The sequence below is a fragment of the Arthrobacter sp. GmRoot5-12 genome (assembly GCF_059739365.1).
Window position 1 is genome coordinate 1,937,178 of the sequence record NZ_AP046056.1, and the last position, 26,909, is coordinate 1,964,086.

Sequence of the window (26,909 nt, forward strand, 5' to 3'; positions counted from 1 at the left end):
GGCTGTAAGCTCGAAGCCATGCACGAGACCCAGTCGCCGGACAGCGGACGACGGCCCCGAATCGTAGTGCCCAGCCGCAGCGATGCCCTGCTGCGGAATTTCACCGAGGTGATCGGCGGCCCGCTGGGATCCAGGACAGATCCCGGCGTGGTCTCCCCCGGTATCTACTCGGTGGAACGGGTGCTCATTGTCCTCACGGCCCTGGCAGCCCTGGTGGGGGTCCTGCTGAAGGGCTATTGCAGGGCCAACGGCTGGGAGACGCCCACGCAGTTCTATGCCACGTGTTACTCGGATTTCCCCGAATTGTTCCGCAACCGCGGCATGGCCGCGGGAATCTTTCCCATCCTGGGCAGCGGCAGCCAGTTCGAATACCCGGTGCTCCTTGGGCTGATCGCGGGTGTGACGGCCTGGCTGGTACCCGGCGGAGAGGCCGGTGCCCGCGCCCTGGCCTACTTTGACATCAACGCGGTGCTGCTGGCGGCGGTGGCCATGGCCACCGTGCTGGTGACAGCACGCATGCCCGGCCGCCGTCCGTGGGATGCGGCCATGGTGGCGGTGGCCCCGGGGATCGTGCTGGCCGGAACCATCAACTGGGACCTTTGGGCCGCATGCCTGCTTGCCCTGGGGATGTACTTCTTTGCCCGGCAACGGCTTGTGCCCGCCGGGGTCATGATTGGCCTCGCCACGGCCACCAAGCTGTATCCGCTGCTGGTGCTGGGCGCCATCCTGCTGCTTGCAGTACGCACGGGAAGATGGCGCCCGCTGCTGGTGGCCGGCGGCAGCGCGGCCGCCGCCTGGCTGGCAGTGAACCTGCCGTTCGCGGCTGCCAACCCTTCCGGGTGGGCCTTCTTCTTCCAGTACAGCGCTGAGCGGGGCGCCGGGTACAGCTCAGCCTGGTTTGCCTACAACCTGGTGGCGGACAGGCTGGGCTGGTCCGGGCTTGGCGCCGGTGCCGTCAGCATGTTTTCCACCGGGTTCTTTGCCGTGGCCTGTGCAGGCATTGCCGCTGTTGCGTTGACGGCCCCCCGCCGTCCCCGCATGGCGCAGCTCGCCTTCCTGATCGTGGCGGCCTTCATCCTTACCAGCAAGGTGTATTCGCCCCAATACGTGGTGTGGCTCATTCCGCTGCTGGCCCTGGCCCGGCCGCGGTGGCGCGACTTCCTGGTCTGGCAGGGCATCGAAGCCCTGCATTGGGCTGCGATATGGATGTACCTTGGACAGGTGACCAGCGCAGGTTCCTCCCAGCACAACCTGGACATGCCCTACTACGTCCTGGCGGTGGCCGCGCATATGGCCGCGGTGGCCTATCTCATGGCACGCGTCGTCTGGGATATTTACGATCCCGCCTATGATCCCATCCGCCGCCACCACCTGGACGACCCCCACGGCGGCCCCTTCTCCAACGCGCCGGACCGGATCCGGCTCAAGCTGCCGGCTTCATTCCGCGCGGCGAAGGCGGGGTCCCGTGCCTGATGTGGCAGTAGTAGGGTCCGGCCCCAACGGACTCTCCGCGGCCGCGGTGATGGCGCGGGCCGGCCTGTCAGTGGAGGTCTTCGAGGCCGCAGCGACGATTGGCGGCGGAACCCGGACCACGGAGTTGATGCAGCCCGGGCACTTCCATGATGTCTGCTCCGCCGTGCACCCAATGGCTGTGGCGTCCCCTTTCTTCCGCGCTTTCGAGTTGCCCCGAAGGGTGGACCTCATCACCCCGGACGTGTCCTTCGGTTCCCCGCTGGAAGGTGGCCGGGCAGCCCTGGCCTATCAATCGATGGACAGGACCGTTGAAGGACTGGGCCGGGACGGACCCGCGTACCGCCGGCTCATGGAGCCACTGGTCCGCCACATTGACGACGTCATGGACTTCACCCAAAACCAACTCCTCCGGATCCCCCGGAACCCCCTGGTGGCCGGCGTCTACGGCCTGCGGACCCTGGAACAAGGGACCGGGCTGTGGAACCTTCGGTTCCGGGAGGAACTGGCGCCGGCCCTCCTCAGCGGTGTGGCCGCCCATGCCATCTCCCACCTGCCCTCCCTCGCCGCCTCCGGAGCCGGGCTGATGCTTGGTGCCCTGGGACACGCCGTGGGATGGCCCATCCCCCGCGGCGGTTCCGCATCCATCGCGGCAGCCCTCGCGGACGACATCCGCGCCCACGGAGGAGTCATCCACACCGGAACCCCGATTGACCGGTTGGAACAGCTTCCTGCCACCCGCGCCACGCTGCTGGACGTGGCACCCCGGGGGTTGCTGGACATGGCAGGGGAATCACTTCCCGGACATTACCGGCGGGCCCTGGAACGCTTCCGTTACGGCAATGGCTCGTGCAAGGTGGACTTCATCCTGTCCGGGCCGGTGCCGTGGCAGGCCAGCGGACTTTCCGACGCCGGCACCGTGCACGTGGGCGGCACGCGGGCCGAGCTGGCACGCTCGGAAAACGAAGTCAGTGCCGGACGCCATCCTGAACGGCCATATGTGCTCGTGGCCCAGCCGTCCCGCTTCGACGCAGGCCGCGCCCCTGCAGGCCGGCACACACTGTGGACGTACTGCCATGTTCCCTCCGGCTCGACGAAGGACATGACCAGCCAGGTTGCCGCGCAGCTGGAACGGTTCGCCCCGGGATTCCGCGATCTTGTGGTGGAATCACACGTCATCACCGCAGCGGAGTTGGCTGAATACAACCGGAACTACATTGGGGGCGATTTCAGCGCCGGCATCATGGACGTCCGGGGTCTGGTCCAGAAGCCGGTGGTGTCCCCCATCCCGTGGCGGACGCCGCTGCTGGGCGTCTACCTGTGTTCGTCGTCGACACCGCCGGGTCCCGGGGTGACGGGCATGCCCGGGCTGCATGCCGCAACGTCCGCCCTGAAGGACGTCTTCAAACTGCCGGTGCCAGACCTGGGGCTCTCATAACGCTCCATGACCCGGGACTGAACACGCGTGGCGTTGATGTCAGCCGGCCCGGGGGATAATGGCGCGATGGGGAAAACAACAAAACTTTCGCTTGCCATAACTGCGCTCATTATCGGAACCTCGCTGGTGGCCTGCGATGACGGAAAGTCCGGCGCGGAAGCCGCGGCACGGCAGCTGGCCGGCGCAGTCTCGGCGCTCGATGTAGGGTCCGTGGCTTTCGACGGCAAGGACGCCGCCGCAGCGAACGACCAGCTGCACCAGGTCTTCGCGGCCCTGGACCCGCAAAAGCCCGAGGTCCAGGCAGGCGGACTCACGCTGGACGGGGACAAGGCCTCCGCACCCCTGAACTACACCTGGAAGTTCGGCGACGCGGAATGGAAGTACACCATCGCAGCGAACTTCAGGAAGTCCGGCGATAAATGGCTCACCGTCTGGGATCCGGCCATCCTGGCACCGGGCCTCGGGGACAGCGAAATCGTGACCAAAGGATCCCAGACCCCCCAGCGCGCAGACATCCTGGGCGCCGGAGACGTCCCGCTGGTGACCTACCGCCCCGTGGTGAATGTGGGCATCGACAAGCCCCAGTTGGGCAGCGCAGACCCCGCCGATTCCGCCGGCAAACTGGCTGCCCTGGTGGGAGTGGACCCTGCCGCCTACGTGCAGCAGGTCAAGGCAGCAGGGGCCCAGGCCTTTGTTTCCGCCATCACCCTCCGCGAAGAGGGCCGGACCATCACCGATGCACAGATCCAGGCCATTCCCGGCGCCCGCGGCATCCCGGCATCCATCCCCCTGGCCCCGAGCAGGACGTTTGCCCGGGCCGTGCTCGGGTCGGTAGGGGAAGCGACGGCGGAACAAATCGAGGCGTCCGATGGCGCCCTGGCCCCCGGGGACGTCACGGGCATCGGAGGGCTCCAGCAGCAGTATGACGAACAGCTCCGCGGATCGGACGCCGTCGTCATCCGCGCGCAACGGGCCGACCTCACGCGCGAACAGATCCAATCCGCCGGCACCGACCCCCGCCGCGTCCTCTTCCAGGTGGAGCCCAAGCCCGGGACGCCGCTGAAGACCACCCTCGATCCGCGGCTGCAGACGCTGGCTGAGGGCATCCTGGAGCCGGTGGGTCCGGCGTCAGCCATCGTGGCCCTCCGACCCTCCACCGGAGCCGTGCTGGCAGCGGCTTCCGGGCCCGGCAGCAACGGCTACAACACGGCAATGCTGGGACAGTACGCCCCGGGATCGATCTTCAAGATGGTGGATTCCCTGGCCATGTTCCGGAACGGGATGACGCCCGACTCCACCATCCAGTGCACCCCCACGCTCACGGTGGACGGGCGGACCTTCAAAAACTCGGAAGGCTACCCCGAGACCTCTTTGGGCGCGGTGACCCTGCGGGACGCCTTTGCCCACTCCTGCAACACTGCCTTCATCTCCCAGCGCGACTCGGTGTCGCAGGGCCAGCTTGAAGCCGCTGCCACGTCCATGGGAGTGGCGGTGGAGGCGCCGAAACTTGGCGCCGAAGCCTTCCTGGGCTCCGTTCCAGGGCAGGCGCAGGGCACCGAACACGCAGCGTCCATGATTGGCCAGGGCAAGGTATTGCTCTCCCCGTTGGCCGCAGCAATCATGGCCGGCTCCGTGGCCAAGGGCGCCCCCGTCGCCGCGCAGCTGGTCCTCAACCCCGACGCCGGTGCGCCCGCTGCCGGAACAACGGCAGGTTCCACTGCCCCCGCGGCCGACCGGTCCGCAACCGCCGCTGCCGAGGCACCCTCCACCGCCTCGGACAAGCCGATCACGGCTGCGGAGGCGGCGTCGCTGGCAGACATGATGCGCGCCGTCGTCACGTCCGGCCACGCAGGGTTCCTGTCCAGCGTCCCCGGGGCACCGGTAGGGGCGAAGACCGGAACCGCCGAATTCGGCACCGAGACTCCGCCAAAGACGCACGCCTGGATCGTGGCCGTCCACGGGGACCTGACCGTAGCCGTCTTCGTGGAGGACGGCGGCCTGGGCGCCACCACCTCCGGCCCGCTGCTGAAGCAGTTCCTCACCGCCGCCGGCTAGGGGACCCCGCCAGGCAAGGGACCGGCGTGGGAGGATTGACGGTGTGGCCCATATTGACGTTTCCGGCATCGACTACTTCCTCTCCGACGGCACCCAGCTCCTGAACGGAGTGACCTTCAAGGTCCCTGACGGCACCAAGACCGCCCTCATCGGGCCCAACGGCACTGGGAAGACCACGCTGTTCCGGATCATCGCCGGAGACCTGGTCCCGGACGAGGGCGTCATTGGGCGGTCCGGAAACATGGGCATCATGCGCCAGTTCGTGGGGCAGGTGCGGGACGGCTCCACCGTCCGGGACCTCCTGGTGTCCGCCGCTCCCCCGGCCCTGGCAGCCGCTGCCCGCGAGGTGGATGACGCCGAGCTGGCCATGATGGAGGACGACGACGAGCCCACCCAGATGCGGTACGCCCAGGCCATCGTGGACTGGGGGGACGCCGGCGGCTACGACGTCGAGACCGTCTGGGACGAGGTCTGCATGGCCGCGCTGGGACTGCCCTTTGACCGCGCACAGCACCGCCCGGCGTCGACCCTTTCCGGCGGCGAGCAGAAGCGCCTGGTGCTGGAAGCACTGTTCGCCGGCCCGGACGATCTCCTCCTTTTGGACGAGCCGGACAACTACCTTGACGTGCCGGGCAAGCGCTGGCTCGAGGAGAAGCTCAATGACTCCAGGAAAACCGTCTTCTTCATCAGCCACGACCGCGAGCTGCTGAACAACGCCGCCGGGCGCATTGTCACCCTTGAGCCGGGGATCAACGGGGCCGCCGCGTGGATCCACGGCGGCGGATTCGAATCGTACGTGGAGGCCCGGGCGGACCGGAACGCCCGGTTCGAGGAATTGCGCAAGCGCTGGGACGAGGAGCACATCAAGCTCAAGGAACTCGTCAACATGTACAAGAACAAGGCCGCGTTCCGCTCCGACATGGCCAACCGCTACCATTCCGCCCAGACCCGGCTGGCAAAGTTCCTTGAAGTGGGGCCGCCCGAGGCGCTGCCCATCGAGCAGAACGTGCAAATGAGGCTCAAGGGCGGACGGACCGCCAAGCGCGCCATCGTGGCGGAGAAGCTGGAACTCACCGGGCTCATGAAGCCCTTTTCCACGGAAGTGTGGTTCGGCGACCGCGTGGGCGTGCTGGGCTCCAATGGTTCCGGCAAGTCGCACTTCCTGCGGCTGCTGGCCACTGGCGGCACTGACCCCGAACGCGAACACCTGCCCGTGTCCGATGTTGACATCGCCGAGGTACCGCACGAAGGCACCGTCAAGCTCGGTGCCAGGATCCGGCCGGGATTCTTTGTCCAGACCCATGTCCGTCCCGACCTGCTGGGAAAGACCCTGCTGGAAATCCTGCACCGCGGCGATGAACACCGTTCCGGGCTGGGCCGGGAGGCCGCCGCGGGTGCCCTGGACGGCTACGGCCTGGCGGGACAGTCGGAACAGAAGTATGAGTCACTCTCCGGCGGCCAGCAGGCGCGGTTCCAGATCCTCCTGCTTCAGCTCAGTGGTGCCACCCTGCTGCTGCTGGACGAGCCCACGGACAACCTGGACCTGCACTCCGCTGAGGCGCTGGAGCGGGCCATTGACCACTTCGAGGGAACTGTCCTGGCGGTCACCCACGACCGCTGGTTTGCCCGGACCTTCGACCGGTTCCTGGTATTCGGCTCCGACGGGAAGGTGTACGAGTCGGCGGAGCCGGTTGTGGGATGAACAGAGGGTGGCGCGCAGCCGCTGAGCTGTCCCGGCCACCACATGAGCAAATGATCATGAGTTGATATCATTTGCTCATGAAAACGGACGAGCGGCACAGGACCATTGCCGAAATCCTCCGGCGGCAGCCGGAGGTGAGCGTCGAGGACCTGATGCAGGCCTGCGCCGCCTCCGGCGCAACCATCCGCCGGGACCTTGAAGTACTGGCCGGCCACGGTGTGCTCCGCAGGGTCCACGGCGGCGCCAGGAGCCTGATAGGCCACGGCCGCAACCCGGGCTACGGACAGCGGGAGCTGGAGGACCGGGATGCCAAGAAGCGCATCGCAGCTGCCGTGGCCGGCCTGCTGGCCGACGGCGAACACGTCTGGCTGGACAGCGGCAGCACGGCAACCGAAGTGGCGCGGGCAGCGGCCGGCCGGCAGGTGACCCTGATGCCCATGTCCCTGCAGGCCCTCAATGCGGCTGCAGGCGGTGACGGTGCCGCAGGCTCCCGCCCCGCCCTGCTGCTGCCGGGTGGAAGCGTGGTGCCCGGTGAACTCTGTTTCCGCGGACCGCTGGCCGAGTCCAACATCAGGTCCCTGCGTTTTGACACCGCGGTGGTCACGCCCTGCGCAGTGGACTTCCGCGACGGCCTGCTGGCCCACGACCTCGACGATGCCGCGGTGAAGAAGGCCGGCCTGGAAGCTGCGGCACGAGTGGTGGTGGCCGCCTCCGCGGGAAAGTGGCAGGCCAGCGCCCGGGTGCTCGTCGCCGGCCTGGAAAAAGTGGATGTCATCGTGACGGACCGGCAATTCAGCGCCCAGGACCATGCCGACCTTAAAAAATACTCTGTGGAAGTAGTGTACGTATGAGCTCCAGTACAGGTAAGGAACAGCAGGCAGGCTTGAGAGCCGCCGCCGCAGCCACGTTCGTGGTCTTCGGGATCAACGGACTCGTGTTCGCAAGCTGGGCGGCCAGGATCCCTGCCGTTACGCAGACGCTGCACATCACGTCGGGGCAAATGGGCACGCTGCTGCTGTGCACGGCCGTAGGCTCACTGCTGGCACTTCCCACCGCCGGCCTGGTGGTCGGCAGGATTGGCACCGCCAAAACGGTCCGCTTTGCGGGCTTGCTGGCGGCGGCCGCAGGTGTGGGAATCGCCCTGTCGCTTTCGGCCACGTCCATTCCCGGAACAGCGGTTTCGCTGTTCTTCTTTGGCATTGGCATTGGCCTTTGGGATGTGGCACAGAACATCGAAGGGGCCGACGTGGAGCACAAGCTCCGTCGCACCATCATGCCCCAGTTCCACGCGGCCTTCAGCGGCGGCGCATTCGTTGGCGCCCTGGTGGGTGCAGGGCTTTCCACCCTGGGTGTGGACCTGCCGCTGCATCTCATGGCGATTGCAGCCGTGGTGGTGCTGGTGGCATTGACCGTGCCACGCTACTTCCTTCCCCACATCTCCACCGCCCCCGTGGAGGGGGAGCCGAAACCCGCCAAGGGACCGTCCGCGTGGCGGGACAGCAGGACACTGCTCATCGGCGTCGTGGTCCTGGGCGCCACCCTCACCGAGGGAGCGGGCAACGACTGGATCGCCAAGGCCTCAGTGGACGGGCTCGCGGCCTCCGAATCCACCGGCGCCCTCATGTTCGCCCTCTTCGTCCTGGCCATGACCGCCATGCGGTTCCTGGGCGGCCGAGTCATTGACGCATACGGACGGGTGGCAGTCCTGCGGGCCAGCATGGCCGCAGCGGCCGCGGGCCTGGGCCTTTTTGTGCTGGCGCCCAATATCTGGCTGGCCGGCATCGGTGCAGCCCTGTGGGGCGTCGGCGCCGCCCTGGCTTTCCCCATGGGCATGTCCGCTGCGTCCGATGACCCACGGCACTCAGCCGCACGCGTTTCCGTTGTATCCACTTTGGGGTATATATCATTCCTTGCTGGACCACCGCTGCTGGGCTACCTCGGTGACCTCACCGGTATCCACACCGCGCTGCTGGCCATCATGGCACCCATCCTGGTGGCGCTGCTTCTTGCCGGTGCCGCGAGGCCCCTTAACGCGGTCGAGGAAGCCGCCGGGCAGGAAGCCGCCAAGCGGGACTAGACCTTGGGTTAGGGTGATCACATGCAAAGCGCCAGGCCGCGGGGGAGAAGCTGGATCAGCCGCCTCGATAGATACCTTCTCAAGCATGTATCCAACCTGCCCGGCGGCAACCACGATGTGTTCTTCCGCCGGCTTTCCGCCTCGGCCAACCACGGAAAGCTCTGGATGGGAGCGGCGGCCGTCCTGGCGTTGTTTCCCGGCAAGACGCGGAGGGCAGCACTGCATGGGCTGATCGCCCAGGGGGTGGCCTCCGCCGTGACCAACGTGGTGTTCAAGACGCTGCTCCCCCGGACCCGCCCGCTCCCCGAACATCTTCCGGTATTCCGCTTCGTGCATCCACAGCCCACCAGTTCCTCCATGCCATCGGGGCATTCGGCGTCTGCGATAGCGTTCGCAGTCGGGGCAGGCCTGGTCCGCCCGGCCGTAGGTGCTGCCCTGGCTCCCGCAGCCGTGGGAGTCGCCTATTCGCGGGTTCACACCGGCGCCCACTGGCCGTCGGACGTCCTCTTCGGTTCGGCCCTTGGTGCCGGTGCTGCGCTGGTGACCCGCCATTGGTGGCCGGTTCGTCCGCCGATTCCGCAGACGACCAGGGCATGGACCAGTGCGCCTGAGTTGCCGGGCGGCGAGGGTCTGAGCATTGTGGTCAACACCTTGGGCGGATCCTTCAAGGAGGAGACGGCGTCAGCACTCAAGGAAGTATTTCCCAAAGCGCATATAAATACCGTGCAGCCGGACGAGGACCTGGTGCAACGGATCGCCGCCACCGCCGACTTCCCTGGCACCCGCGCCCTGGGCGTGTGGGGCGGTGACGGAACGGTCGGCGCAGCTGCCGCCGCCGCCGTCGCACGTTCGATTCCCCTGCTGGTCCTGCCCGGCGGCACCCTGAACCACTTTGCGCGCGACGCGGGGACAGGGAGCCTGAAGGATGCAGTGGATGCGGCCAGCAAAGGTGAAGCGGCCCTGGCGGACATCGGGGTGGTGACGGCGGAACGGGGCCTGGCGGGAAGCCCGGAGGTCTCCGAAATGGTCATGCTGAACACCTCCAGCGTCGGCCTTTATCCGAACTTTGTCCGCCGCCGGGAACACCTGCAACCGGCGCTCGGGAAGCCGCTGGCAGGGGTGGTGGCCATGTTCAGGACCTTTGCGGCGGGCACCCCAACCACCCTGTCCGTGGACGGCGTTGTGCGCAAGGTGTGGATTGCCTATCTGGGCAGGGGGCGTTATTACCCCCGGGACCATGCGCCCTTGTTCCGGCCGGTGATGGATGACGGCGTGCTGGACGTCCGGATGATCACGGCTGACGAGTCCTTTGCCCGGCTGCGGCTGCTGTGGTCCGTGCTGACGGGAACAGTGGCAAGCTCCCGCATCACCCACCTGCGGGAGGCCACCGAGGTAAGGATCGACGCCGGAGGCGCACCCATGGCGCTGGCGGTGGATGGCGAAGCGCTGGCCGGCGTGCGCAGAGTCGCGTACCGGATCCAGCCGAAGGCACTGACGTATTACTCCCCGCGCCGCTGACCACGTGGACGTGGGGGAAGTAACTACCCTGATTCTCCCCTGAATCAACCCTGATTCCGGGAAAAAGCTGCCCGGGCATCGGTAGCGTAAGGCATGAACACCCACCGAAAGTCGTCTGCAGCCGCGCGCTGCCGTGCAAAGGATTCTTCATGATCGAGGCAAACGGGCTGACCAAGGTCTACGGCGCCAAAACCGCCGTGGCCGGCGTCAGCTTTACCGTCAGGGCAGGGCAAGTGACCGGCTTCCTGGGCCCCAACGGGGCAGGAAAATCCACCACCATGCGGATGATCATGGGACTGGACCGGCCGACGTCGGGCTCGGTCACCGTGAACGGCCTGCCGTACGTCCGGCACAAGGCACCCCTGCGCGAAGTGGGTGCCCTTCTCGATGCCAAGGCGGTCCACACCAGCCGTAGTGCCTACAACCACCTGCTGGCCATGGCGGCCACGCACAGCATCCCCAAATCCCGGGTGCACGAGGTGATTGAAATGACGGGGCTGGAGGCCGTGGCACGCAAGAAGGCCGGCGGCTTCTCCCTGGGGATGGGCCAGCGGCTGGGCATAGCGGCAGCCTTGCTGGGGGACCCGCAGACCCTCATCCTGGATGAACCCGTCAACGGCCTGGACCCGGAAGGTGTGGTCTGGGTGCGGAACCTGGTCCGCTACCTCGCAGGGCAGGGACGCACGGTGTTCCTTTCCAGCCACCTGATGAGCGAGATGGCCCAGACCGCCGACCACCTGATCGTCATTGGGCGCGGCCGCGTGATTGCCGACGCACCCATCCGTGACATCATCACCGGCAAGGGGCAGGCACGGGTCCGGGTGCGTACCGACGAACCCGACCGTCTCTACCAGCTGCTCGCCGGACGGGGCGCGTCCATCGACGTCCCGGAGCGGGAACTGCTCGAAGTAACGGGCCTGGAGCCCAGGACCATCGCGGCGGCCGCCCTGGAAAACCACGTCATGGTCTACGAACTGACGCCGCTCGTCGCCAGCCTCGAGGAGGCGTACATGGAACTGACCAAGGACGACGTCGAATACCACTCCCTGCCCGCCGCGGAGGTAAGCAAGTAATGAGCGTAACCACCACCGAACCCACGTCTTCGCCTGACCCCGCATCCTCCGCCGGGGGCCGCAGCCCCCGTGCCGGTGGACGGGCCCTGCCCGGCCCCACGTTCTTCCGGGTGCTCAACTCGGAAGTCATCAAGTTCCGCAGCCTCCTTTCCACGCTGATCCTGCTCGCTTCCACGGCGGTGGTCATGGTCGGGTTCGGCGCGCTGTCCGCGTGGGGGACGGGCCAGTTCGCCGGCGCGGCCACAAGGGATCCGCAGGCCGCGGCGCGGATGGCATCGCAGGGCGGCGATCTTGCCGTCAGCGTGCCCACCTCCGGCATCGCCTTCGCCCAGCTGATCCTGGGGTCCCTTGGTGTGCTCCTGATGAGTTCGGAATTCACCACCGGGATGGCCCGGTCCACCTTCGCGGCCGTGCCCAGGCGGCTTCCCGCGTTCGCTGCAAAGCTCGTGGTGGTCATGGTGACGTCCTTCGTGGTTACCGCCGTCTCCACCTGGGTGGCAGGACTGGTGGCCGTGCCCATCCTGGACAACTATGGCCTCACGCTGGACCTTGGCAGTTCCCAGTCGGTGAAGCTCCTTCTGGTCAACAGCATCTATGTGGCCGCCGTCGCCGCCATCGGCATGGCCCTGGGCACTCTCATCAGGAATTCCGCCGGCGGCATCATGAGCCTGGTGGGCATCTTCTTCGTGGCACCCATCGCCTTCCAGCTCATTCCCGGGGACTTCTTCAAGGAGGCCCGCAAGTACCTGCCAGGCAATACCGTTGATCCGCTGACGGCGGCCCAGCATGTTCCGGACACCCTGGAAGCCTGGCAGGCGGCCCTCGTCCTTGGCGCCTGGGTCATTATCCCCGTCCTGCTTGCGGCAGTCCTGTTGAAGCGGCGGGACGTTTAGCGGCCAACCACTGCTGACGCCCCCGGCGAGAGGGACGGCGCGTGGTTTCCGGCACATTACAAAAGTGCATGGCGGGAAACTTTCTTTGCCCGTGGTGGTTCCTGCTTGGAGGCACGTCCTGTTGGGAGCAACCAGGTCTGTTGGAGTGCACAAAGCAAGGTGCATAATGGCCGACCTAGGGTGAAACGACGATGTGGTGCATCACACGGTCCCCCGGTGGTCCACCAAGGCACGTCGCTCAACCCATGCTATTTTCCCAACAGGACGGCGCTTCCATGCATGCTGACCAGCAACTCTCAAAGTCCCTGAAACCCAGGCACCTGTCCATGATCGCCATCGCCGGCGTCATTGGTGCAGGCCTCTTTGTCGGCTCGGGTGCCGCCATCCAGCAGGCCGGCCCGGGTATCCTCGTCGCCTATGCTGCCGCGGGCCTGGTGGTCATCCTGGTCATGCGCATGCTGGGGGAGATGGCCGCGGCAAACCCGGAAACGGGCTCATTCTCGACCTATGCGGACAAGGCACTGGGCCGTTGGGCAGGGTTCAGCATCGGCTGGCTCTACGCGTGGTTCTGGATCATCGTCCTGGGCATCGAGGCCACTGCAGGCGCAGCCATCATGCACCGGTGGGTGCCGGGCATTGACCAGTGGGTCTGGGCCCTTGTCCTCATGGTGCTGCTGACGCTCACCAACCTCGGCTCGGTGAAGTCCTACGGCGAGTTCGAGTTCTGGTTCGCGTCCATCAAGGTGGCGGCGATCGTCCTCTTCCTGGTCTTCGGTGCCGCCGCCATCCTGGGGCTCATCCCCGGTGTCCCAGCCCCCGGCCTGAGCAACCTGATCAACAACGGCGGCTTCATGCCCAACGGTCCGGGCGCTGTCCTGGCCGGAATCCTCGTGGTGGTCTTCTCCTTCTTCGGCGCCGAAATCGCCACCATCGCCGCCGGCGAATCAGAAAACCCCGTGGATGCCGTGAAGAAGGCCGTGAAGTCCACCGTATGGCGCATCCTGGTCTTCTACATCGGCTCCATCGCCGTGGTGGTCACCCTGCTTCCGTGGAACTCGGCCTCGGTGGCCAAGAGCCCCTACGTAGCGGTCATCGAACTGTTCGGCATCCCGGGCGCCGGAACCATCATGGACGTGGTGGTGCTGACCTCTGTGCTGTCCTGCCTGAACTCCGGCCTCTACACCGCCAGCCGCATGCTGTTCTCACTCTCCACCCGCGGTGACGCACCGCGGGCATGGACCCGCATCTCCCGCCGCGGCGTACCCGCTGCCGCGGTCCTCGCCTCCACCGTGGTCGGCTTCGTCACGGTGGGCCTGAACTACATTGCCCCGGACACGGTGTTCCTCTTCCTGGTCAACACCTCCGGAGCCATCGCATTGTTCGTCTGGCTGGTCATCTCCGCCTCGCAGCTGGTCCTCCGCAAGCGCATGGGAGCCGCAGCAAAGGACCTGCAGCTGAAGATGTGGCTTTTCCCCTACCTCACGTGGGCAGCGATCATCAGCATCGTGGCCCTGCTGATCGGCATGGTGATCGTGGAGTCCACCCGGGAGTCCCTGCTGCTTTCGATTGCACTGGCAGCCGTTGTGGTGGCGGTGGGCGTGCTGCGCTACCGGCGGAAGGGCGTGGCCGCCGCGGGCCGGCCGGACGTGGCAACCGAGGCTGCGCCGGCACCTGTCGAGTAGGCGCGGCGCTAGACTCGGGACCATGCCTTTGCCTCCCTCTGCTGCAGACCACATCCAGGACCTTGGCGCCTATGTCAGCGCATCGCCGTCGAGCTTCCACGCTGCGCATGAGGGGGGCCGGCGCCTGGAGGAAGCCGGGTTCACCCGCCTGGATGAGCTGCAGCCGTGGGAGGCCGGGCCCGGTTCCTTCTTCATCATCCGCGACGGCGCCCTGATCGCCTGGGTGGTCCCCGAAGACGCGGGACCCGCCACGGGTTTCAACATCCTGGGCGCGCACACCGATTCGCCGTCGTTCAAGCTCAAGCCCAAGCCCACCACGGGTGCGCACGGCTGGCTCCAGGCCGGGGTGGAAATCTACGGCGGCCCCCTGCTGAATTCCTGGCTGGACCGGGAGCTGCGGCTGGCGGGCCGGCTGGTGATGCTTGATGGCACCGAGCACCTCACGGCCACCGGGCCGCTGCTCCGCTTCCCGCAGCTGGCCATCCACCTGGACCGGGCCGTGAACGATGGCCTCACCCTGGACAAACAGCGCCACATGAACCCCGTCTGGGGGCTGGGAAGTCCTTCAGACTCCGACCTGCTGGGCGTGCTGGCGGCGTCGGTTGCCGGCGCATCCGTCGATCCGGGGCAGATTGGCGGGTACGACGTCGTCATTGCGGACACGCAGGCGCCTGCGGTTTTCGGGGGCAAGGGGGAGTTCTTCGCATCAGGGCGGCTGGACAACCTTTCCGCCACGCATGCCGGACTGGCAGCGCTGACCGCCCATGCGGAGTCCGCAGCCGCCGGCGGCCCGATTGCGGTCCTTGCCGCCTTCGACCACGAGGAAATCGGCTCCAACTCCCGCTCAGGGGCCTGCGGGCCCATCCTCGAGGACGTGCTGGTGCGCATCTCCGACGGCCTGGGCGCGACGGTGAGCCAACGCCGGCAGGCCTTGTCGGCGTCGTTCTGCCTCTCTGCCGATGCCGGCCACGCCGTGCACCCCAACTATCCCGAGCGGCACGACCCCGCCAACCATCCCGTGCTGAACGGCGGGCCGCTGCTGAAGATCAATGCCAACCAGCGCTACGCCACGGACGCGTTCGGCGCCGCATTCTGGGCGCGGCTCTGCGGCGAAGCAGGCGTTCCCTACCAGGAATTCGTGTCCAACAACGTGGTGCCCTGCGGTTCCACCATCGGGCCGCTCACCGCGACCCGGCTGGGCATCCGGACCGTGGACGTGGGCGTTCCCCTGCTGTCCATGCACTCGGCCCGGGAGCTGTGCGGGATTGAGGATCCACACCGCCTGGCCGCGGTGACGGAGCTGTTCTTCCGGACGGCGGCCTTGCCGGCGGGGGCACACCCCTAACGGATCCAGCCGTAGTTGAACCCACCATGGTCAATTTGGTGGGCAGGCACCCCTACCCACGTTTCGCCGTCGGGAACATTGCTGAGAACGGCCGCGCCCATGCCGATGGTCGCGTAGTCTCCCACGGATGTCCTCTCCCGGACGCTCGAATTCAATCCGAGGTAGGCGCCCTTGCCTATCCTGGCGCCGCCGCCCAGTGAGACGCCCGCGGCGAAGGTCGCAAAGTCGGAGACATCGTCGTCGTACGAGAACGTGACTGAGGGCATGGCAACCACGTGGGATCCCAGGCTCACGGCGGCAGTGAGGGTTACGTTGCGCAGCAGGATGCAGCCGCGGCCCACACGGCAGCCTTCCGGGTACTGGACGGAAGGATCCACGGCACTGGCGTACCTCGACTCGCCGATCCCCAGGGTGCCCAGATGCGACACCACCGCTTCGCGTTCCCTGCTGGACGCAATGCACACCAGGAGGAAGGCGTGCATGTAGTTGACTGCATCATCAATGCTGCCAAGGACGGGGGCACCATCGACGGTGACGCCGGCCATCTCCCTGTCATCATCGAGCAGCCCAACCACGTCATACTGGCCGCTGCCGCGGACCATGGCCAGGACTTCACGCGCCAGGCCGCTGGCACCTATCAGGATCAGTTCGCTCACGTGACGGCGCCGGCAGCAGCCTGCCGGGGTGTCGTTACTGGAATCCGGTCCATGCTGTACCTTTCCCGGCGCGTGACGTCCTCTGAACGTGGGACAAGGCTATTCGCCAGGGGCACACTTTCCGCCTCGACACCGAAGGCTATGTGGTTCGGAACAGGGACTATGTGGAAACTGCGGGGACCTGTGGATCACAGGACGGGCAGGACGTACGGCTCCGCAGCCGGAGTTGCCTTGCCGGCGGCCAGGGCAGTCAGCTGTGCGCGGGACTCAACGCCGAGCTTGCGGTAGATGGCCGTGAGGCGTACTTCGACGGTGCGGACCGAAACATACAATGTGCCGGCTATTTCCTTGTTGCGCATCCCCCGGGCCACCATCATCGCCAGCGCCCTCTCATGGTCCGTGAGCAAGAGCATTGACGGGTTGCCCTGCGGGCGGGCGGCCTCCCACCGTTCGTCCAGCAGGAGGGCGTCCACGTGCTGCGTCCAGGCATCAGCCCCGGCCTCGTCAAACATCACCTTGGCCCGGAGCAAGGCCTCCCGCGCGTGGCGCAGCCTGCCGAAGCCATGCAAACGTTCCGCATAGCACATCAGGGTCCTGCCCCGCTCAAGCCTGTGACCGTTCCTGTCTTCAAGCGCCTGCTTGAAGAGCTGCAGGGACTGCTCGCCGTCCGCAAGCATGGCGCGGCTCCGGGCAACCACCATGACCAGCCACGGAGAGCGCAACCCCGCCGAACGGCTTTCCAGGCGTTGAAGAGCCTGGGTGGCTTCACGGTGCCGGCCAAGACGGACCAGTACCTCCACCAGGTCGGCCTCACAGCGCAGCAGGGTGGGGTTGCCCAGCCCCAGACCGATTTCCGCGGCCCTGGACAGCTGGACAACGGACTCCGCCAGGTCACCCCGCAGGAGTGCGAAGTGGCCATGGCAGGCCGCCAGCTGTGCCGTGAGCCCAGGGTGGTTTCCCGATCGCAGATAGTCCAGGGCATTGGCGGCCTGGTTACGCGCGAGTTCGTCATCGCCCAACGAGTAGGCACGCCAAACCCGGAACAGGTGCCGGGCTCCCCGGTGGTACTCCAGGTCAGGTTGGCAGAGCTCGAGTTCGTCGATCAGCCTGACCGCCGCTGCCACATTCCCGGCGCGGATCTCATTGTCTACTGCCATGAGGGCTGCTGTTTCCCGCCAATTGGCGTGGTCCGGTTCTGTGGAGCTGCGGAGCATCGCGAAGGCTTCACGGGCGCTTTCGTACTGTTCCGCATAGGTGAGCGCCCGGCCGCGCAGCAGGAGGCGGGCCGGCCGGGCGCTGCGGACCTGCCCGGGGCGGCGGGAGGGGTTTGCCCTTCCGCCGCTGATCGATTCGACCAGCAGTTCGGCATGGTCGGCGATGGCCAGGCACTGCAAGGACGCGGAGCCGCGGAACGCGCCGCCCTGGCGCAGCAGCTCAACTGCCTCTTTCAGTTCCCACCGCTCGGCATAATAGACGGCGGCGATGGCCAGCAGGCCAGCGGAATACCCCGGATCGTGCTGGCCAAACTCCTTTACCAGCCGCTGCAGCATGCTGCAGCGCACCGCAAAGCCCTGGACGAAATCGATCTCGAAGGAGAGGCCGGTCAACCGCAGAATCAAGTTGGGGTCGCGGGTGACCCCTTGCGCCCACTCCAGGTACCGGCGCGCATGCACCAGATCACCGCGGGTGAAGAGCAGCTCGGCCAGCCCGGTGAGGCGTGCCGCCGTTTCCGCTTCGCCCGGGTTGATGGCGAGGGCCCGCTCGATGCATTCCACCGCGAAGGACACCTCGCCCCTCCGGACCAGGTGCACCGCGTGACGGAGAAGGTGGAAGGGAGTTTCGTGCTCCAAGACCACCGCGAAGCTCAAGTGCCAGCTGCGGGCATGTCGATCGGTACCCCGTGCTGCTTCAGCCAGGGCGCGGTGGGTTGCGGTGCGGACGTCAGGTGGCATGGCCGCGTGCACATGGCCCCGCAGCATCTGGTCCGCTATCCACAGGTGTTGTCCGGATCGCTGCACCAGTCCGGCAGCCACCAATTCATCTGCGTGAAGCCACGCTTCATGGTCGATTTTCCCGATAGTGGTGATGTCACTGCGGAACGAGAGCGCAAGCAGGTCCAGGACCATGCTCGCGCCGGGAGTCAGAGCGGCCACCGCTGATGTGTGTCCAGCGTCAAGGCTGCTCGTGGAGGACAGCGGGATGGGCAGTGCGCACTTGCCGCCGGCGTGCCTCTCCACCAGCCCGCTGTACAGTTCGACGGCGGCAAGCGGGTTGCCGCCGGTGGCTGCGGCAACCGCGTGGGCCACCGCCGTCGTGGTCTGTTTGGTTGGCATGCTTTCCAGCATCCGCACGGTGTCACCCTGGCTCAGCGCACCCAGGCGCAGGGCGGGGAGGCCGGTGAAGGGGCTTCCCGGGACCTCGTCCCGCATGCCCGCAAACAGGACAATTTCCGTGCCGGCCAGTCGCCGTGCCAGGAATCCAATGACTGATTGACTGGCCGGATCCAGGCTGTCGGCGTCGTCAATCGCAATGATGGTCCGCGTTGACGACCGGCGCTGCAGTCCGCTGAGCAGCATGCCGGACACAGCGGGAACGGTCAGGGCACCGGCGTTGCCACCCCCGAGGGCGTCGACGGACCCGTTCAGGACCGGGTCATCCATCTCATTCAGCAGCGCGGTCAGCCCGGAAAAGGGCCAGCCCGATTCAGCGGCGCTGGCGGCCAGGAACACGGACCGGTATTCGCAGAGAGAGGAAATTTCGGACAACAGGGCTGACTTGCCTATGCCCCGGCCGCCGACGATGGCCAAGGCTGTTTCCTTGGGGCCACGGATCGCAGAAAGAATCCGGTCAATTTCTTTGTTTCGGCCCACAAGCGGCATGGGGTCCCCAATCATCGAAGAAGGAGACCGCATTTTGTACTGCCGGTTCAAATGGTGGCCGCGCTCCCCAACGCGTAGGCCGCTACAAGCGAATATAACGCGCCACTAAACATGGCACCATACAAATTTGCGCTGGATTGCATCAAGATTAGATCCACAATTGCTCAAGGTCCCGGCCGCGTGGCTGAAGGCCGGCCCGGCGAACGCTGGGGCCTTGCAGGGCCTGGCGATTGCAGTATTGGCGGCAGTACCGGCGCCACCCCATCGCATGAACCACGAAGGGCGGCATGATAACCCCCGTACTTAAAAACGCGCGGCAGACAATAACCCCTATACCTAATATCACCCTGCACCCGTAATCCCCGTACTTGCCTTATCGCAGTAAATATGACTGCAGAAACTGAGTACTCGCTACTGGTGACACTCGAAAGGGGTGGAAATAGGCTTTCTCCACGGCCAGAGTCAAAGGCTAACGAGAGCTGGGGCCCGAGACCAGACCCATGACCGGATAAAGCGTCAAAGACGCGCTCGGCTTCCAAGCGGGCGGGTTCGTTGTTAACTATCCGCAAACGTCATGAAGTGGTGAGGTATTTGTCCATTTCCATCCAGCTCCCAATTACTCTTGCGATGCAGGGCACGGAGCCCGGTAAGGCCTCCGTCAGCGTCGTCATTCCAACACTGAACGAAGCCAGGAACATTCCGTGGGTCCTGCGCAGGATGCCGTCCTACGTTGATGAGGTCATCATCGTGGACGGCCGGTCCACCGACAACACTGTGGGAGTAGCCCAGGCGGTCCGCGACAATCTCGTCATCGTCAATGAGCCCCGCAAGGGGAAAGGTGTGGCCCTACGCTCAGGGTTCGCTGCCGCCTCAGGCGACATTATTGTCATGCTTGACGCGGACGGCAGCATGGACCCGCAGGAGATCGGGTGGTTCGTTTCCCCGCTGCAACATGACTACGACTTCGTCAAGGGCTCGCGGCATGTCACCGGTGGGGGCTCCGAGGACCTCACGCGCCTGCGGAAAGCCGGCAACCAGGCGCTGACCAAGTTGGCCAACGCGGTGCTGCACAGCAATTACTCCGATCTTTGCTACGGATATATTGCGTTTCGGCGTGAATGCCTTGAGATCCTGCAACTCGAATCAGATGGATTCGAAATCGAAACTGAACTGATCGTCCGGGCAGCACGGGCCGGCCTCCGGATTGCGGAAGTCCCCAGCATTGAGCTTGACCGGATTTCGGGAGCCTCCAACCTGCAGACCTTCCGTGATGGGTGGCGGGTCCTGAGGAAGCTGGCCCACGAATGCACCATGTGGGAGGCACCCACGGCCGGCGCCCGGCCCGAAGCCCTGCGCCGGGTCAAGTACGCCTACGCCAACGTCAGCGTTCCGCGGACGCCAACCGACCCGCAGAGCATCCTTGCATTGGTTCAGGGGGCTTAGCATGCTGGATCGAATTGTCCGTCCAAGTGTGTCGATCGTGATTTGTGCCTACACCGAACGCCGTTGGGAGCTTTTGCTGGACGTGATCGAGTCCGTCCGCGCCCAAACTGTCGCCCCCCAGGAGATCCTGGTGGTCGTGGACCATAACGAGGACCTCTACGGTCGGCTCCTCGAAATTGTCGACGACGTGACAGTGGTGGAGAGCGAAGGCCCTCCGGGGCTTTCAGGGGCACGCAACACGGGCGTCGGACTCGCAGAGGGGGACATCGTGGCCTTCCTGGATGATGATGCGGTGGCGACGCCAAACTGGCTGGAACGGCTGCTTGTCCTCTACGACGATCCCGACGTGCTGGCCGTTGGCGGCCGCGTCGAACCTGTATGGGACCAGGGCCGCCCAGGCTACTTCGGTGAAGAACTCGACTGGATCGTTGGATGCAGCCACCGCGGAATGCCGACGGTTGCCTCCGAAGTCCGGAACCTCATTGGGGCAAACATGTCCTTCAGGCTCGACGTCCTCCGACAGGTTGGTGGCTTCAACATCGCGCTGGGCAGGCAAGGCAATTTGCCGCTTGGCTGCGAGGAGACCGAGATCTGCATCCGCTCCACCATGGGCGCACCCGGTTCCCGGATCGTTTACGAACCTGCTGCCTTGGTCCGGCATCACGTCCCGCAGGAACGTGGGACTGTGCGCTACATGCTTTCCAGGTCCTGGTCGGAGGGCCTCTCCAAGGCACAGGTCAGCCACGTCGTGGGGCACAAACGGGCCCTCGGTCCCGAACGGCGGTATGTCCGCAGCACACTGCCGCGCGCCGTGTTCTCGGGAATCCGCGATTGGAGCCGGGGCGACAATCCCATGGGACTGGGACGGGCAGGATCCGTCCTTGCGGTATTGGCCTTCACCTCCGCCGGCTACCTCCGCGGCCGCCGGCTGGCGCACAGCTCCACAACCCAGTTGGGCAGTGAAATTCCCCAAGGCGCAGTCTGGCGGGAAGTCCAGTGAGGGTGAACACCTAGCCAGGACGCTGCCCGTCCCGTCCATGGGAAAGACCTCTTAACGTTGGTGGCAACCAAACAGAGCCAACGACTAAGAGGTCTTTCCCAATGTGGAGGTTGAATCAAACCCGGCACAAGCGCTGCGTTCAGGGGCTGCGGCAGTGGGGTCAGCCGGCGTCCGGGTGCCAGTACCGCAATCCGCCGCTGGTACCCCCGTCGTCGGCGACATCGATCAGCGCGTAGGGAAAGACCTGGCGGTCCAACTGATCCGGACCTTGGCCGCGGACGTCCGACGACCAGGTGCCGGTGTTGATGTACCGGGTTGGAGAACCTTCCAGCCGTGATTCAAGGGCGCGGTGCGTGTGGGCCGAGATGTACCAGGCCACTTCGGAACCGTGTGCTTCAAGAATGCCCGCCACCCGGGCTGCCGCCGCAGGAGCTTGCCCGCCACTGACATTGCGTCCAGTGGCAGCAAGCACCATGCGGGTCGCGGTAAGGGGAAGCGCTGACACCGTCCGGAACCGGGACAGGCGTGCAAGTTCCCGCACTGCCGTCCCGTTGAGCGCGAGCCGCTGCGACTCGGTCTGGAGCAGCTCGTCATAGGCCGGGCCGCGGACGCGCCGTTCCGCCCGTTCCGAGGCCAAACAGGCCTGGGCAACAGCTCCGGCACGACTGAGGCGCGACCGCGTGGGATGGGCATGCCAGGCGGCGAGGGGCGGCAGATCCAGCCCGTCAGTGCCGTTGACGGCGGTGCGCAGCACCTCGGGTATCCGGTGCAGCGCGTGATGCAGGTGTCCATGCTCGGCCATCAGCACGGAGGGGACATAGAGGAACCACGGGTGCACCCGGACCCGCGTGGGATCATCGGGTGCCAGCAGCGCCGCCAGCCGTGCGGCCACCGATGGGCGGGCCAACTCCACATCATGGTTCCCGCATACGAAGTGCAGCTGCACCCCGCGCGCCACGCACGCCTCCAGGGCCCGGAGAGTGGCCGGGTGCCGTTCGAAGATGGAGTCAAGCCGGGCCAGGCTCTCGTTCTCGGACAGGCCTGTGAGTTCAAAAGTGTCACCAACGAAGACAAGGTGTTGCTGTATGCCCCGGGCGGCGGGCACCTCGCGGTGGAGGAACCCCGGCAGTACCCTGCCGGGGTTCCGGGGATCGTCGTCAGTGACGTCCAGATGGAGGTCGCTGACGAGCAACCATCGCGCCCCGCGCCCCAGGTTCACGTAAGCAGTCCAAGGACGCGGGGGAAGAGAAGGAGCAGGAAGGCTGCCCACATGACGCCGACGACGATCCTGCTGTTCCTGGACTGGCTGTGGGGAACCGGCGCTGCTGCCGGTTGCCCAGTGCTTGATCCAGTGCTTGGTGCGGTGGTTGACCTGCCGGGCCCAAGCCGCCGGACCTCGAGGGTTACCAGGGTGATGAGCAGCACGGCAGCTGCCAGCACTCCTGCCAGATCCATCATGATGCGACCTCCTGACGTGCCCGCGCCAAGCATGCGAGGACAGTAATGACGGCCATTGTCACGACGCATGCCTGCCACGACCACAGCGTGAGGTAGAACATGGCCGTGGACACTGCGGTGAGTGTGGCCAGGCCCAGTCCCAGGACGAGCAGCACGCCAAGCGGGACGTCGGTAATCGGGATAAGCCGGGCCAGTGCCTGGCCCGGGAGCAGGATAAGGATGGCTATGGCGGCGACCGTCTGCAGCGGTGTCGGCAACCCGACCAGCGTGACCAGGGCCAGTACCACCGCGGCAACCCCCAGCGCCAGGGTGGGCCGGCTCACTCCGCGGCCGGTCATGGCCCCACCCGGTATACGCGTGCGTCGGCATTGCTGTACGCGAGCTCCACGCCGACCTGCGTATCAAGCCAGTCCTCGAGCTCCCCGAGGCCCGTGGCGGTGGTCTGGCCCTGGATGATCAGGCTCGACTCCGATGAGCGCAGGAGCAGCAGGTAGGCGCCGGCGGCATTGTGCCTGGCGTAACCGTAGATGAGGGGGCCGCAGGTTTCGGCCGACAGGTCGGCGGGACAGAGGTCCTCAATGGTCCGGTATCGGTGCTCCAGGTAGTCCTGGTTGCGCCACGGTGTGGGATGGTCAGCCGAGATAATCGAAGAGCCGGGCGGCGCCATGTGGTCCACGGCGGCGATGGCGGCCATCTCGTCATCGGTAAAGACGTCATATTGCGCGTTGCCAAAACGGCCTGTCACGGTCATGACGGCGAACAGGATGCAGGTGAGGACAAGGGCTCCCGCAGCACGGAAGGAAGGCCGGTATCCCACGTTTCCGGGAAGCAGGACCGATGACGCCTGCATCGCAACGAAGGGGAGCGCGAACAGTGATACGCGGATGAGCATTTCCCCGCCGTAGGACTGCGCGGGAAAGAGCAGGAACGGGGCGACGGCCAGGAGGAGCACGCGGATGTCAAGGCGCCCCCTGCGCCAGTCGCGGAACGTTCCAACGGCGGCGAGGGCCCAGAGCAGGAGGGTGAGGCCCATTCGGACCTGCACCACGAGCAGATGTCCAGGGGTCCCGTTGGTGCGGTCGACGACATTTGCTTCGATGGCGGTCTGCAGGCCCGCGTCCGCCAGCGGCGGATGGCCTGCGAGGTACGTGCTTGCAGGAAAAACAAGCCAGAGCACCAGTACGACGCCGGCGATCAGGGGCAGCCTGCTGGGCCAGAGACGTCCGCTCAGGGTAAGGGCGGTGAGCGCGATCAGCACCATGAACGGCGTGAGCTGGTGGCTCGCGCAAATGACCACGATCAGCAGGAGGGTTACCGCCAGGGCGCCAATCCGGCGCCCCGGCTGGGGTTCGGCCGGGGACCGGCCCCGCCACCATGCTGCCAGGTCGGCGCGCCGGAACCCGCGGAAGTGGGAAGGCTCCGTTGCCAGCGGCCCCAGTGCCAGGGCCACCACAACCAGGTAGAGGAAGAAGCCGAAGGCCTGGGGGGAGAGGTAGTCCTGGTCCTGCCAGTTGCCGAGGCAGAAGAGCCAGAGCACCAGCCAGCGCCGGCGCGGATCGCTGATCAGGTACCGTGTCACCACGGCCACGGCGACGAGCCACAGGCCCACGTTGAACACCGGTGCCCACAGGGCAACGCTCACGGGGTCGAGGCCGGCCGTTCCGAGCACGGTCGCCAGGAGGGCAAAGAATCCCGGCCAGTTGAAGTACGCATCGATGTTGGGATCGATGGCCACATTGCGCGACATCGCGTCGGCGATGCCCAGGTGGCGGAACGCCACTTCACCGCGCGGTACGTCCGTCACGAAGACAGCGGCGCCGAAGAGTATGAGCACCAGTACCACGAGGAGCCACAGCATCACCGGGCTGCGTGCAGGGCCTGCGGCATCCCCCCGCAGTGCCACGACGAAGGCGATGTTGAGAATCAGGACCCCCACCCAGAACGGGTAGGGCAGCACACCGACCAGTCCAAGGTCGCTGTTCACAGGAAGTGCCACGGTGGAGGCGGCCCACGCTGCAAGTGCGAGCGACACCGCCCCCGCTGCGGCGCACCAGACATCCCTGGTTTTCCAGCGCGCCTGGGGACGGTGGATGGCCTCCTTGAGCGTGCTGGTCATGATGCCTCCTTTTTGGTGCGGTGGAGAATTGCGATGAGCCGCAGTCCGATGACCAGGGCCCCGGCGGAGAGCACTACCAGCCACGCAAGGGCCATGGCGCTGGAGCCACTGTCGGCGCCCAGGAGCGCCGAGACGCAGAGCGCGGCGCCAAGTGTCACCCCGACGATGATCGACTCTGTATAGCGGCCGAGCACCCGGCAGACGGAGTTGTAGGCCTGCAGCACTGCGTAGGCCACCACTCCCGCGGCCAACAACCGCAGGGTGCCGGTGGATGCATTGGCGTACCTGTCGCCGAGCAGATGGAGCAGCGGGTGGGCAAAGACGATGAGGACCATCGCAGCGAGGCCACCGACTATGAGGGACCAGCGGAAACTTGCCCAGGTGGTGGCCGCCAGGCGGCCCGGTTCACGGACTCCCTCGGAGAATTGGACAATGCCTATAAGCATCGGAGCTGTGTAGGCAGCCCAGGCCATCATCCATGCGGGATACCAGTAGGCCGCCACCTCCGGCGATACCAAGTGCGCAAGCAGGAGCGGCAGCACCAGTCCCGGGGCGCGTTCGGTGAGGGTGAGGAGCTGGTTTGGAATGCCCATTTTCAGCAATGAACGTCCGCGCCCGGGATGCAGGGACGGCCGTGGCCGATAGCCCACCAATCTCCGCAGCTGGACGCCACCGATGATGCACGAGACGGCCGAACCGAGGGTCCAGCAGGCCATCAGCACATCGGCCGTAGCCGCGTGGGCCGCCTGCAACGCCACCAACGCCGTGGCCCCAAGGGAGACCATGCCGCCCAGTGTGTACCTCAGTGTTGCGCTGCTGCCGCGTCCCAACGCGACGAGCGCCTGGTCCAGCACCGTGCACATGGTTCCCGTGACGGCAGCCACCACGAACGTCAACCAGAAGAGAACCGACATCGGGGCCGTGTTCGGCGCCACGAACAACTCCAGCACGAGGTAGCCCAGGGCCAGCACGGTCCCTGCCACCCCCACGATGCCAAACGCCGCGTCCAGCACCCGGGCCGGCGGCTCCCCCCGCCCCACCGAGACGATGACGGCCGAACCGGTGCCCAGCACCGCAAGCTGGGTGCAGATCATCACCGCCGAAACCGCAGCAGTGGTCAACCCAACCTCACGGTCTATCGCCGCGTGCGCGGCGACGACCCAGAATGCGAAACCCGTGCCCGTCTGCGCAGCCTTGGCCAGGACGAGTCCAAGCGAGCTGCGCAGGGGGGAATGCCGGACGACGGGTGGGGCCTCCGTTGGAGCGATCTCCCGTTCAGCCGTCACGACCTAAACCCCTCGCCATACCCGCGTAGTTGTACCAGCAGAAGGCGATGTAATAGCGAAGCCATTTAGGCTGGCCGGAGGCGAGGCTCAAAGCGCTTCCCCGAACGGCGGCGGCGGCGGGCAGGAGCGCCAATCGTGCGCCGCCCCAGCCGTGCTTCCGGACCATCCGGCCCAGTCCCGTACCATCCATGAGGAACTGGTCAAGCGCGAAGTCGAAGTCGTCGGCGGCAAACCGGTGTTCGACCATGACCCGCTGCGACACCCCGGTCTTCATCCCTGACTGCCGCATCCGCCACCGCAGTTCGATGTCCTCGCCCGACTTGAATGCGTCGTCGAAACCGAGGCCCAACATCAGGTCCCGGTCTACGAGCGTGGCGACGAGTCCGAACCAGTTGCGGCTGCGCCCGGTGCGATGGTGATGTGCCAGCGCCTGGCCCCAGTAGCCGGGTCCTGCGACGCTTTCAAGGCCTGCCTGGAGGGCGTCATATCCGTCCTCCACCAACTCAATGAGCAGGTCTGCGACGCCGGTGGCTCCGAACACGACGTCGGCATCCACCAGCAGGACCCACCGGGTGGTGCTGTTCTGGACGCCAAGCGTGCGGGCCCAGGGCAGGCCGCGGCCCTCGTCACTAAGGATCCGGGCGCCGGCAGCGCGGGCAATTTCGACCGTGCGGTCGGTGGACAACCCGTCCACCACGATGATTTCCGCGACACCGGACTGACGCAAGGCTTCCAGACAGCGCGGAAGCAGCTGCTCCGCGTTGCGGGCCGGAACGACCGCGGTGACGTCTGCTGTGCTGTAGCCCACCGTGATCCCC

General features: G+C 66.2%; 20 protein-coding genes and 1 pseudogene. 13 read left to right on the forward strand and 8 right to left on the reverse strand.

Translation table 11 applies throughout. From position 1 onward, the window contains the following. Nucleotides 1-18: 18 nt before the first annotated feature. The 11 genes and pseudogenes from AC6JAM_RS08855 (at nucleotide 19) to AC6JAM_RS08905 (ending at nucleotide 15,253) form a co-directional block, all read left to right on the forward strand. Nucleotides 19-1,473, forward strand: coding sequence for a glycosyltransferase family 87 protein (locus AC6JAM_RS08855; protein ID WP_223993161.1), 1,455 nt, complete (start codon nucleotides 19-21; stop codon nucleotides 1,471-1,473). Next, nucleotides 1,466-2,908 (forward strand): phytoene desaturase family protein, encoded by a 1,443-nt coding sequence (locus tag AC6JAM_RS08860; protein ID WP_018769858.1) that lies wholly within the window; start codon nucleotides 1,466-1,468, stop codon nucleotides 2,906-2,908. The genes AC6JAM_RS08855 and AC6JAM_RS08860 overlap by 8 nt, the downstream gene beginning before the upstream one ends. 66 nt (nucleotides 2,909-2,974) lie before the next feature. After that, the gene (locus AC6JAM_RS08865) at nucleotides 2,975-4,963 is read left to right on the forward strand and encodes a penicillin-binding transpeptidase domain-containing protein (RefSeq protein WP_497934499.1); all 1,989 of its coding nucleotides are present in this window, start codon (nucleotides 2,975-2,977) and stop codon (nucleotides 4,961-4,963) included. A gap of 43 nt (nucleotides 4,964-5,006) precedes the next feature. Continuing rightward, nucleotides 5,007-6,690: pseudogene (locus AC6JAM_RS08870) on the forward strand (ATP-binding cassette domain-containing protein). Nucleotides 6,691-6,742: 52 nt separating this feature from the next. After that, complete coding sequence (locus tag AC6JAM_RS08875; RefSeq protein ID WP_018769855.1) at nucleotides 6,743-7,516, forward strand: DeoR/GlpR family DNA-binding transcription regulator; 774 nt, start codon at nucleotides 6,743-6,745, stop codon at nucleotides 7,514-7,516. Next, nucleotides 7,513-8,742 carry an MFS transporter gene (locus AC6JAM_RS08880; RefSeq protein ID WP_377204489.1) on the forward strand — a complete coding sequence of 410 codons (1,230 nt, stop codon included), beginning with the start codon at nucleotides 7,513-7,515 and terminating at the stop codon, nucleotides 8,740-8,742. The genes AC6JAM_RS08875 and AC6JAM_RS08880 overlap by 4 nt, the downstream gene beginning before the upstream one ends. Nucleotides 8,743-8,763: 21 nt before the next feature. Next, entirely contained in the window at nucleotides 8,764-10,260 is a 1,497-nt protein-coding gene (locus tag AC6JAM_RS08885) for a bifunctional phosphatase PAP2/diacylglycerol kinase family protein (RefSeq protein WP_223993159.1), read from the forward strand. Between the two features lie 149 nt (nucleotides 10,261-10,409). After that, nucleotides 10,410-11,333, forward strand: coding sequence for an ABC transporter ATP-binding protein (locus tag AC6JAM_RS08890; RefSeq protein ID WP_018769852.1), 924 nt, complete (start codon nucleotides 10,410-10,412; stop codon nucleotides 11,331-11,333). After that, nucleotides 11,333-12,226 carry an ABC transporter permease gene (locus tag AC6JAM_RS08895; RefSeq protein ID WP_497934500.1) on the forward strand — a complete coding sequence of 298 codons (894 nt, stop codon included), beginning with the start codon at nucleotides 11,333-11,335 and terminating at the stop codon, nucleotides 12,224-12,226. The genes AC6JAM_RS08890 and AC6JAM_RS08895 overlap by 1 nt, the downstream gene beginning before the upstream one ends. A gap of 275 nt (nucleotides 12,227-12,501) precedes the next feature. Next, on the forward strand, nucleotides 12,502-13,908 hold the full coding sequence (locus AC6JAM_RS08900) for an amino acid permease (protein ID WP_497935945.1): 1,407 nt from the start codon (nucleotides 12,502-12,504) through the stop codon (nucleotides 13,906-13,908). A gap of 22 nt (nucleotides 13,909-13,930) precedes the next feature. Beyond that, nucleotides 13,931-15,253 carry a M18 family aminopeptidase gene (locus AC6JAM_RS08905; protein ID WP_056392357.1) on the forward strand — a complete coding sequence of 441 codons (1,323 nt, stop codon included), beginning with the start codon at nucleotides 13,931-13,933 and terminating at the stop codon, nucleotides 15,251-15,253. On the opposite strand, the gene AC6JAM_RS08910 is transcribed toward AC6JAM_RS08905, so the two are convergent. Both AC6JAM_RS08910 and AC6JAM_RS08915 read right to left on the reverse strand, forming a co-directional pair. Further along, nucleotides 15,250-15,909: a NeuD/PglB/VioB family sugar acetyltransferase gene (locus tag AC6JAM_RS08910; RefSeq protein WP_497934501.1), complete on the reverse strand. Its 660-nt coding sequence runs from the start codon at nucleotides 15,907-15,909 to the stop codon at nucleotides 15,250-15,252. The two genes, AC6JAM_RS08905 and AC6JAM_RS08910, sit on opposite strands and share 4 nt — an antisense overlap. Before the next feature lie 188 nt (nucleotides 15,910-16,097). Further along, complete coding sequence (locus AC6JAM_RS08915; RefSeq protein WP_497934502.1) at nucleotides 16,098-18,821, reverse strand: helix-turn-helix transcriptional regulator; 2,724 nt, start codon at nucleotides 18,819-18,821, stop codon at nucleotides 16,098-16,100. 594 nt (nucleotides 18,822-19,415) lie between these two features. Between AC6JAM_RS08915 and AC6JAM_RS08920 the strand changes: the two genes are divergently transcribed. After that, nucleotides 19,416-20,231 carry a glycosyltransferase family 2 protein gene (locus AC6JAM_RS08920; protein ID WP_018769846.1) on the forward strand — a complete coding sequence of 272 codons (816 nt, stop codon included), beginning with the start codon at nucleotides 19,416-19,418 and terminating at the stop codon, nucleotides 20,229-20,231. A 28-nt stretch (nucleotides 20,232-20,259) separates the two neighbouring features. Then, the gene (locus AC6JAM_RS08925) at nucleotides 20,260-21,231 is read left to right on the forward strand and encodes a glycosyltransferase family 2 protein (protein WP_018769845.1); all 972 of its coding nucleotides are present in this window, start codon (nucleotides 20,260-20,262) and stop codon (nucleotides 21,229-21,231) included. 160 nt (nucleotides 21,232-21,391) lie between these two features. Here AC6JAM_RS08925 and AC6JAM_RS08930 read toward each other — a convergent pair whose 3' ends face one another. Genes AC6JAM_RS08930 through AC6JAM_RS08955 form a run of 6 tightly spaced genes read right to left on the reverse strand, consistent with a single transcriptional unit; the run spans nucleotide 21,392 to nucleotide 26,899 of the window. Continuing rightward, nucleotides 21,392-22,450 (reverse strand): metallophosphoesterase family protein, encoded by a 1,059-nt coding sequence (locus AC6JAM_RS08930; protein ID WP_497934503.1) that lies wholly within the window; start codon nucleotides 22,448-22,450, stop codon nucleotides 21,392-21,394. Continuing rightward, nucleotides 22,447-22,689, reverse strand: coding sequence for a hypothetical protein (locus tag AC6JAM_RS08935; RefSeq protein ID WP_018769843.1), 243 nt, complete (start codon nucleotides 22,687-22,689; stop codon nucleotides 22,447-22,449). The genes AC6JAM_RS08930 and AC6JAM_RS08935 overlap by 4 nt, the downstream gene beginning before the upstream one ends. Further along, nucleotides 22,686-23,027 (reverse strand): hypothetical protein, encoded by a 342-nt coding sequence (locus AC6JAM_RS08940; protein ID WP_018769842.1) that lies wholly within the window; start codon nucleotides 23,025-23,027, stop codon nucleotides 22,686-22,688. The genes AC6JAM_RS08935 and AC6JAM_RS08940 overlap by 4 nt, the downstream gene beginning before the upstream one ends. Next, complete coding sequence (locus AC6JAM_RS08945) at nucleotides 23,024-24,805, reverse strand: hypothetical protein (RefSeq protein WP_018769841.1); 1,782 nt, start codon at nucleotides 24,803-24,805, stop codon at nucleotides 23,024-23,026. Before AC6JAM_RS08945 ends, AC6JAM_RS08940 begins: the two co-directional genes overlap by 4 nt. Continuing rightward, nucleotides 24,802-26,091 carry a lipopolysaccharide biosynthesis protein gene (locus tag AC6JAM_RS08950; RefSeq protein WP_018769840.1) on the reverse strand — a complete coding sequence of 430 codons (1,290 nt, stop codon included), beginning with the start codon at nucleotides 26,089-26,091 and terminating at the stop codon, nucleotides 24,802-24,804. Before AC6JAM_RS08950 ends, AC6JAM_RS08945 begins: the two co-directional genes overlap by 4 nt. After that, a complete protein-coding gene (locus AC6JAM_RS08955) occupies nucleotides 26,081-26,899 on the reverse strand; it encodes a glycosyltransferase family 2 protein (RefSeq protein WP_018769839.1) in 819 nt (272 codons plus the stop codon). The genes AC6JAM_RS08950 and AC6JAM_RS08955 overlap by 11 nt, the downstream gene beginning before the upstream one ends. Between the last annotated feature and the right edge of the window lie 10 nt (nucleotides 26,900-26,909).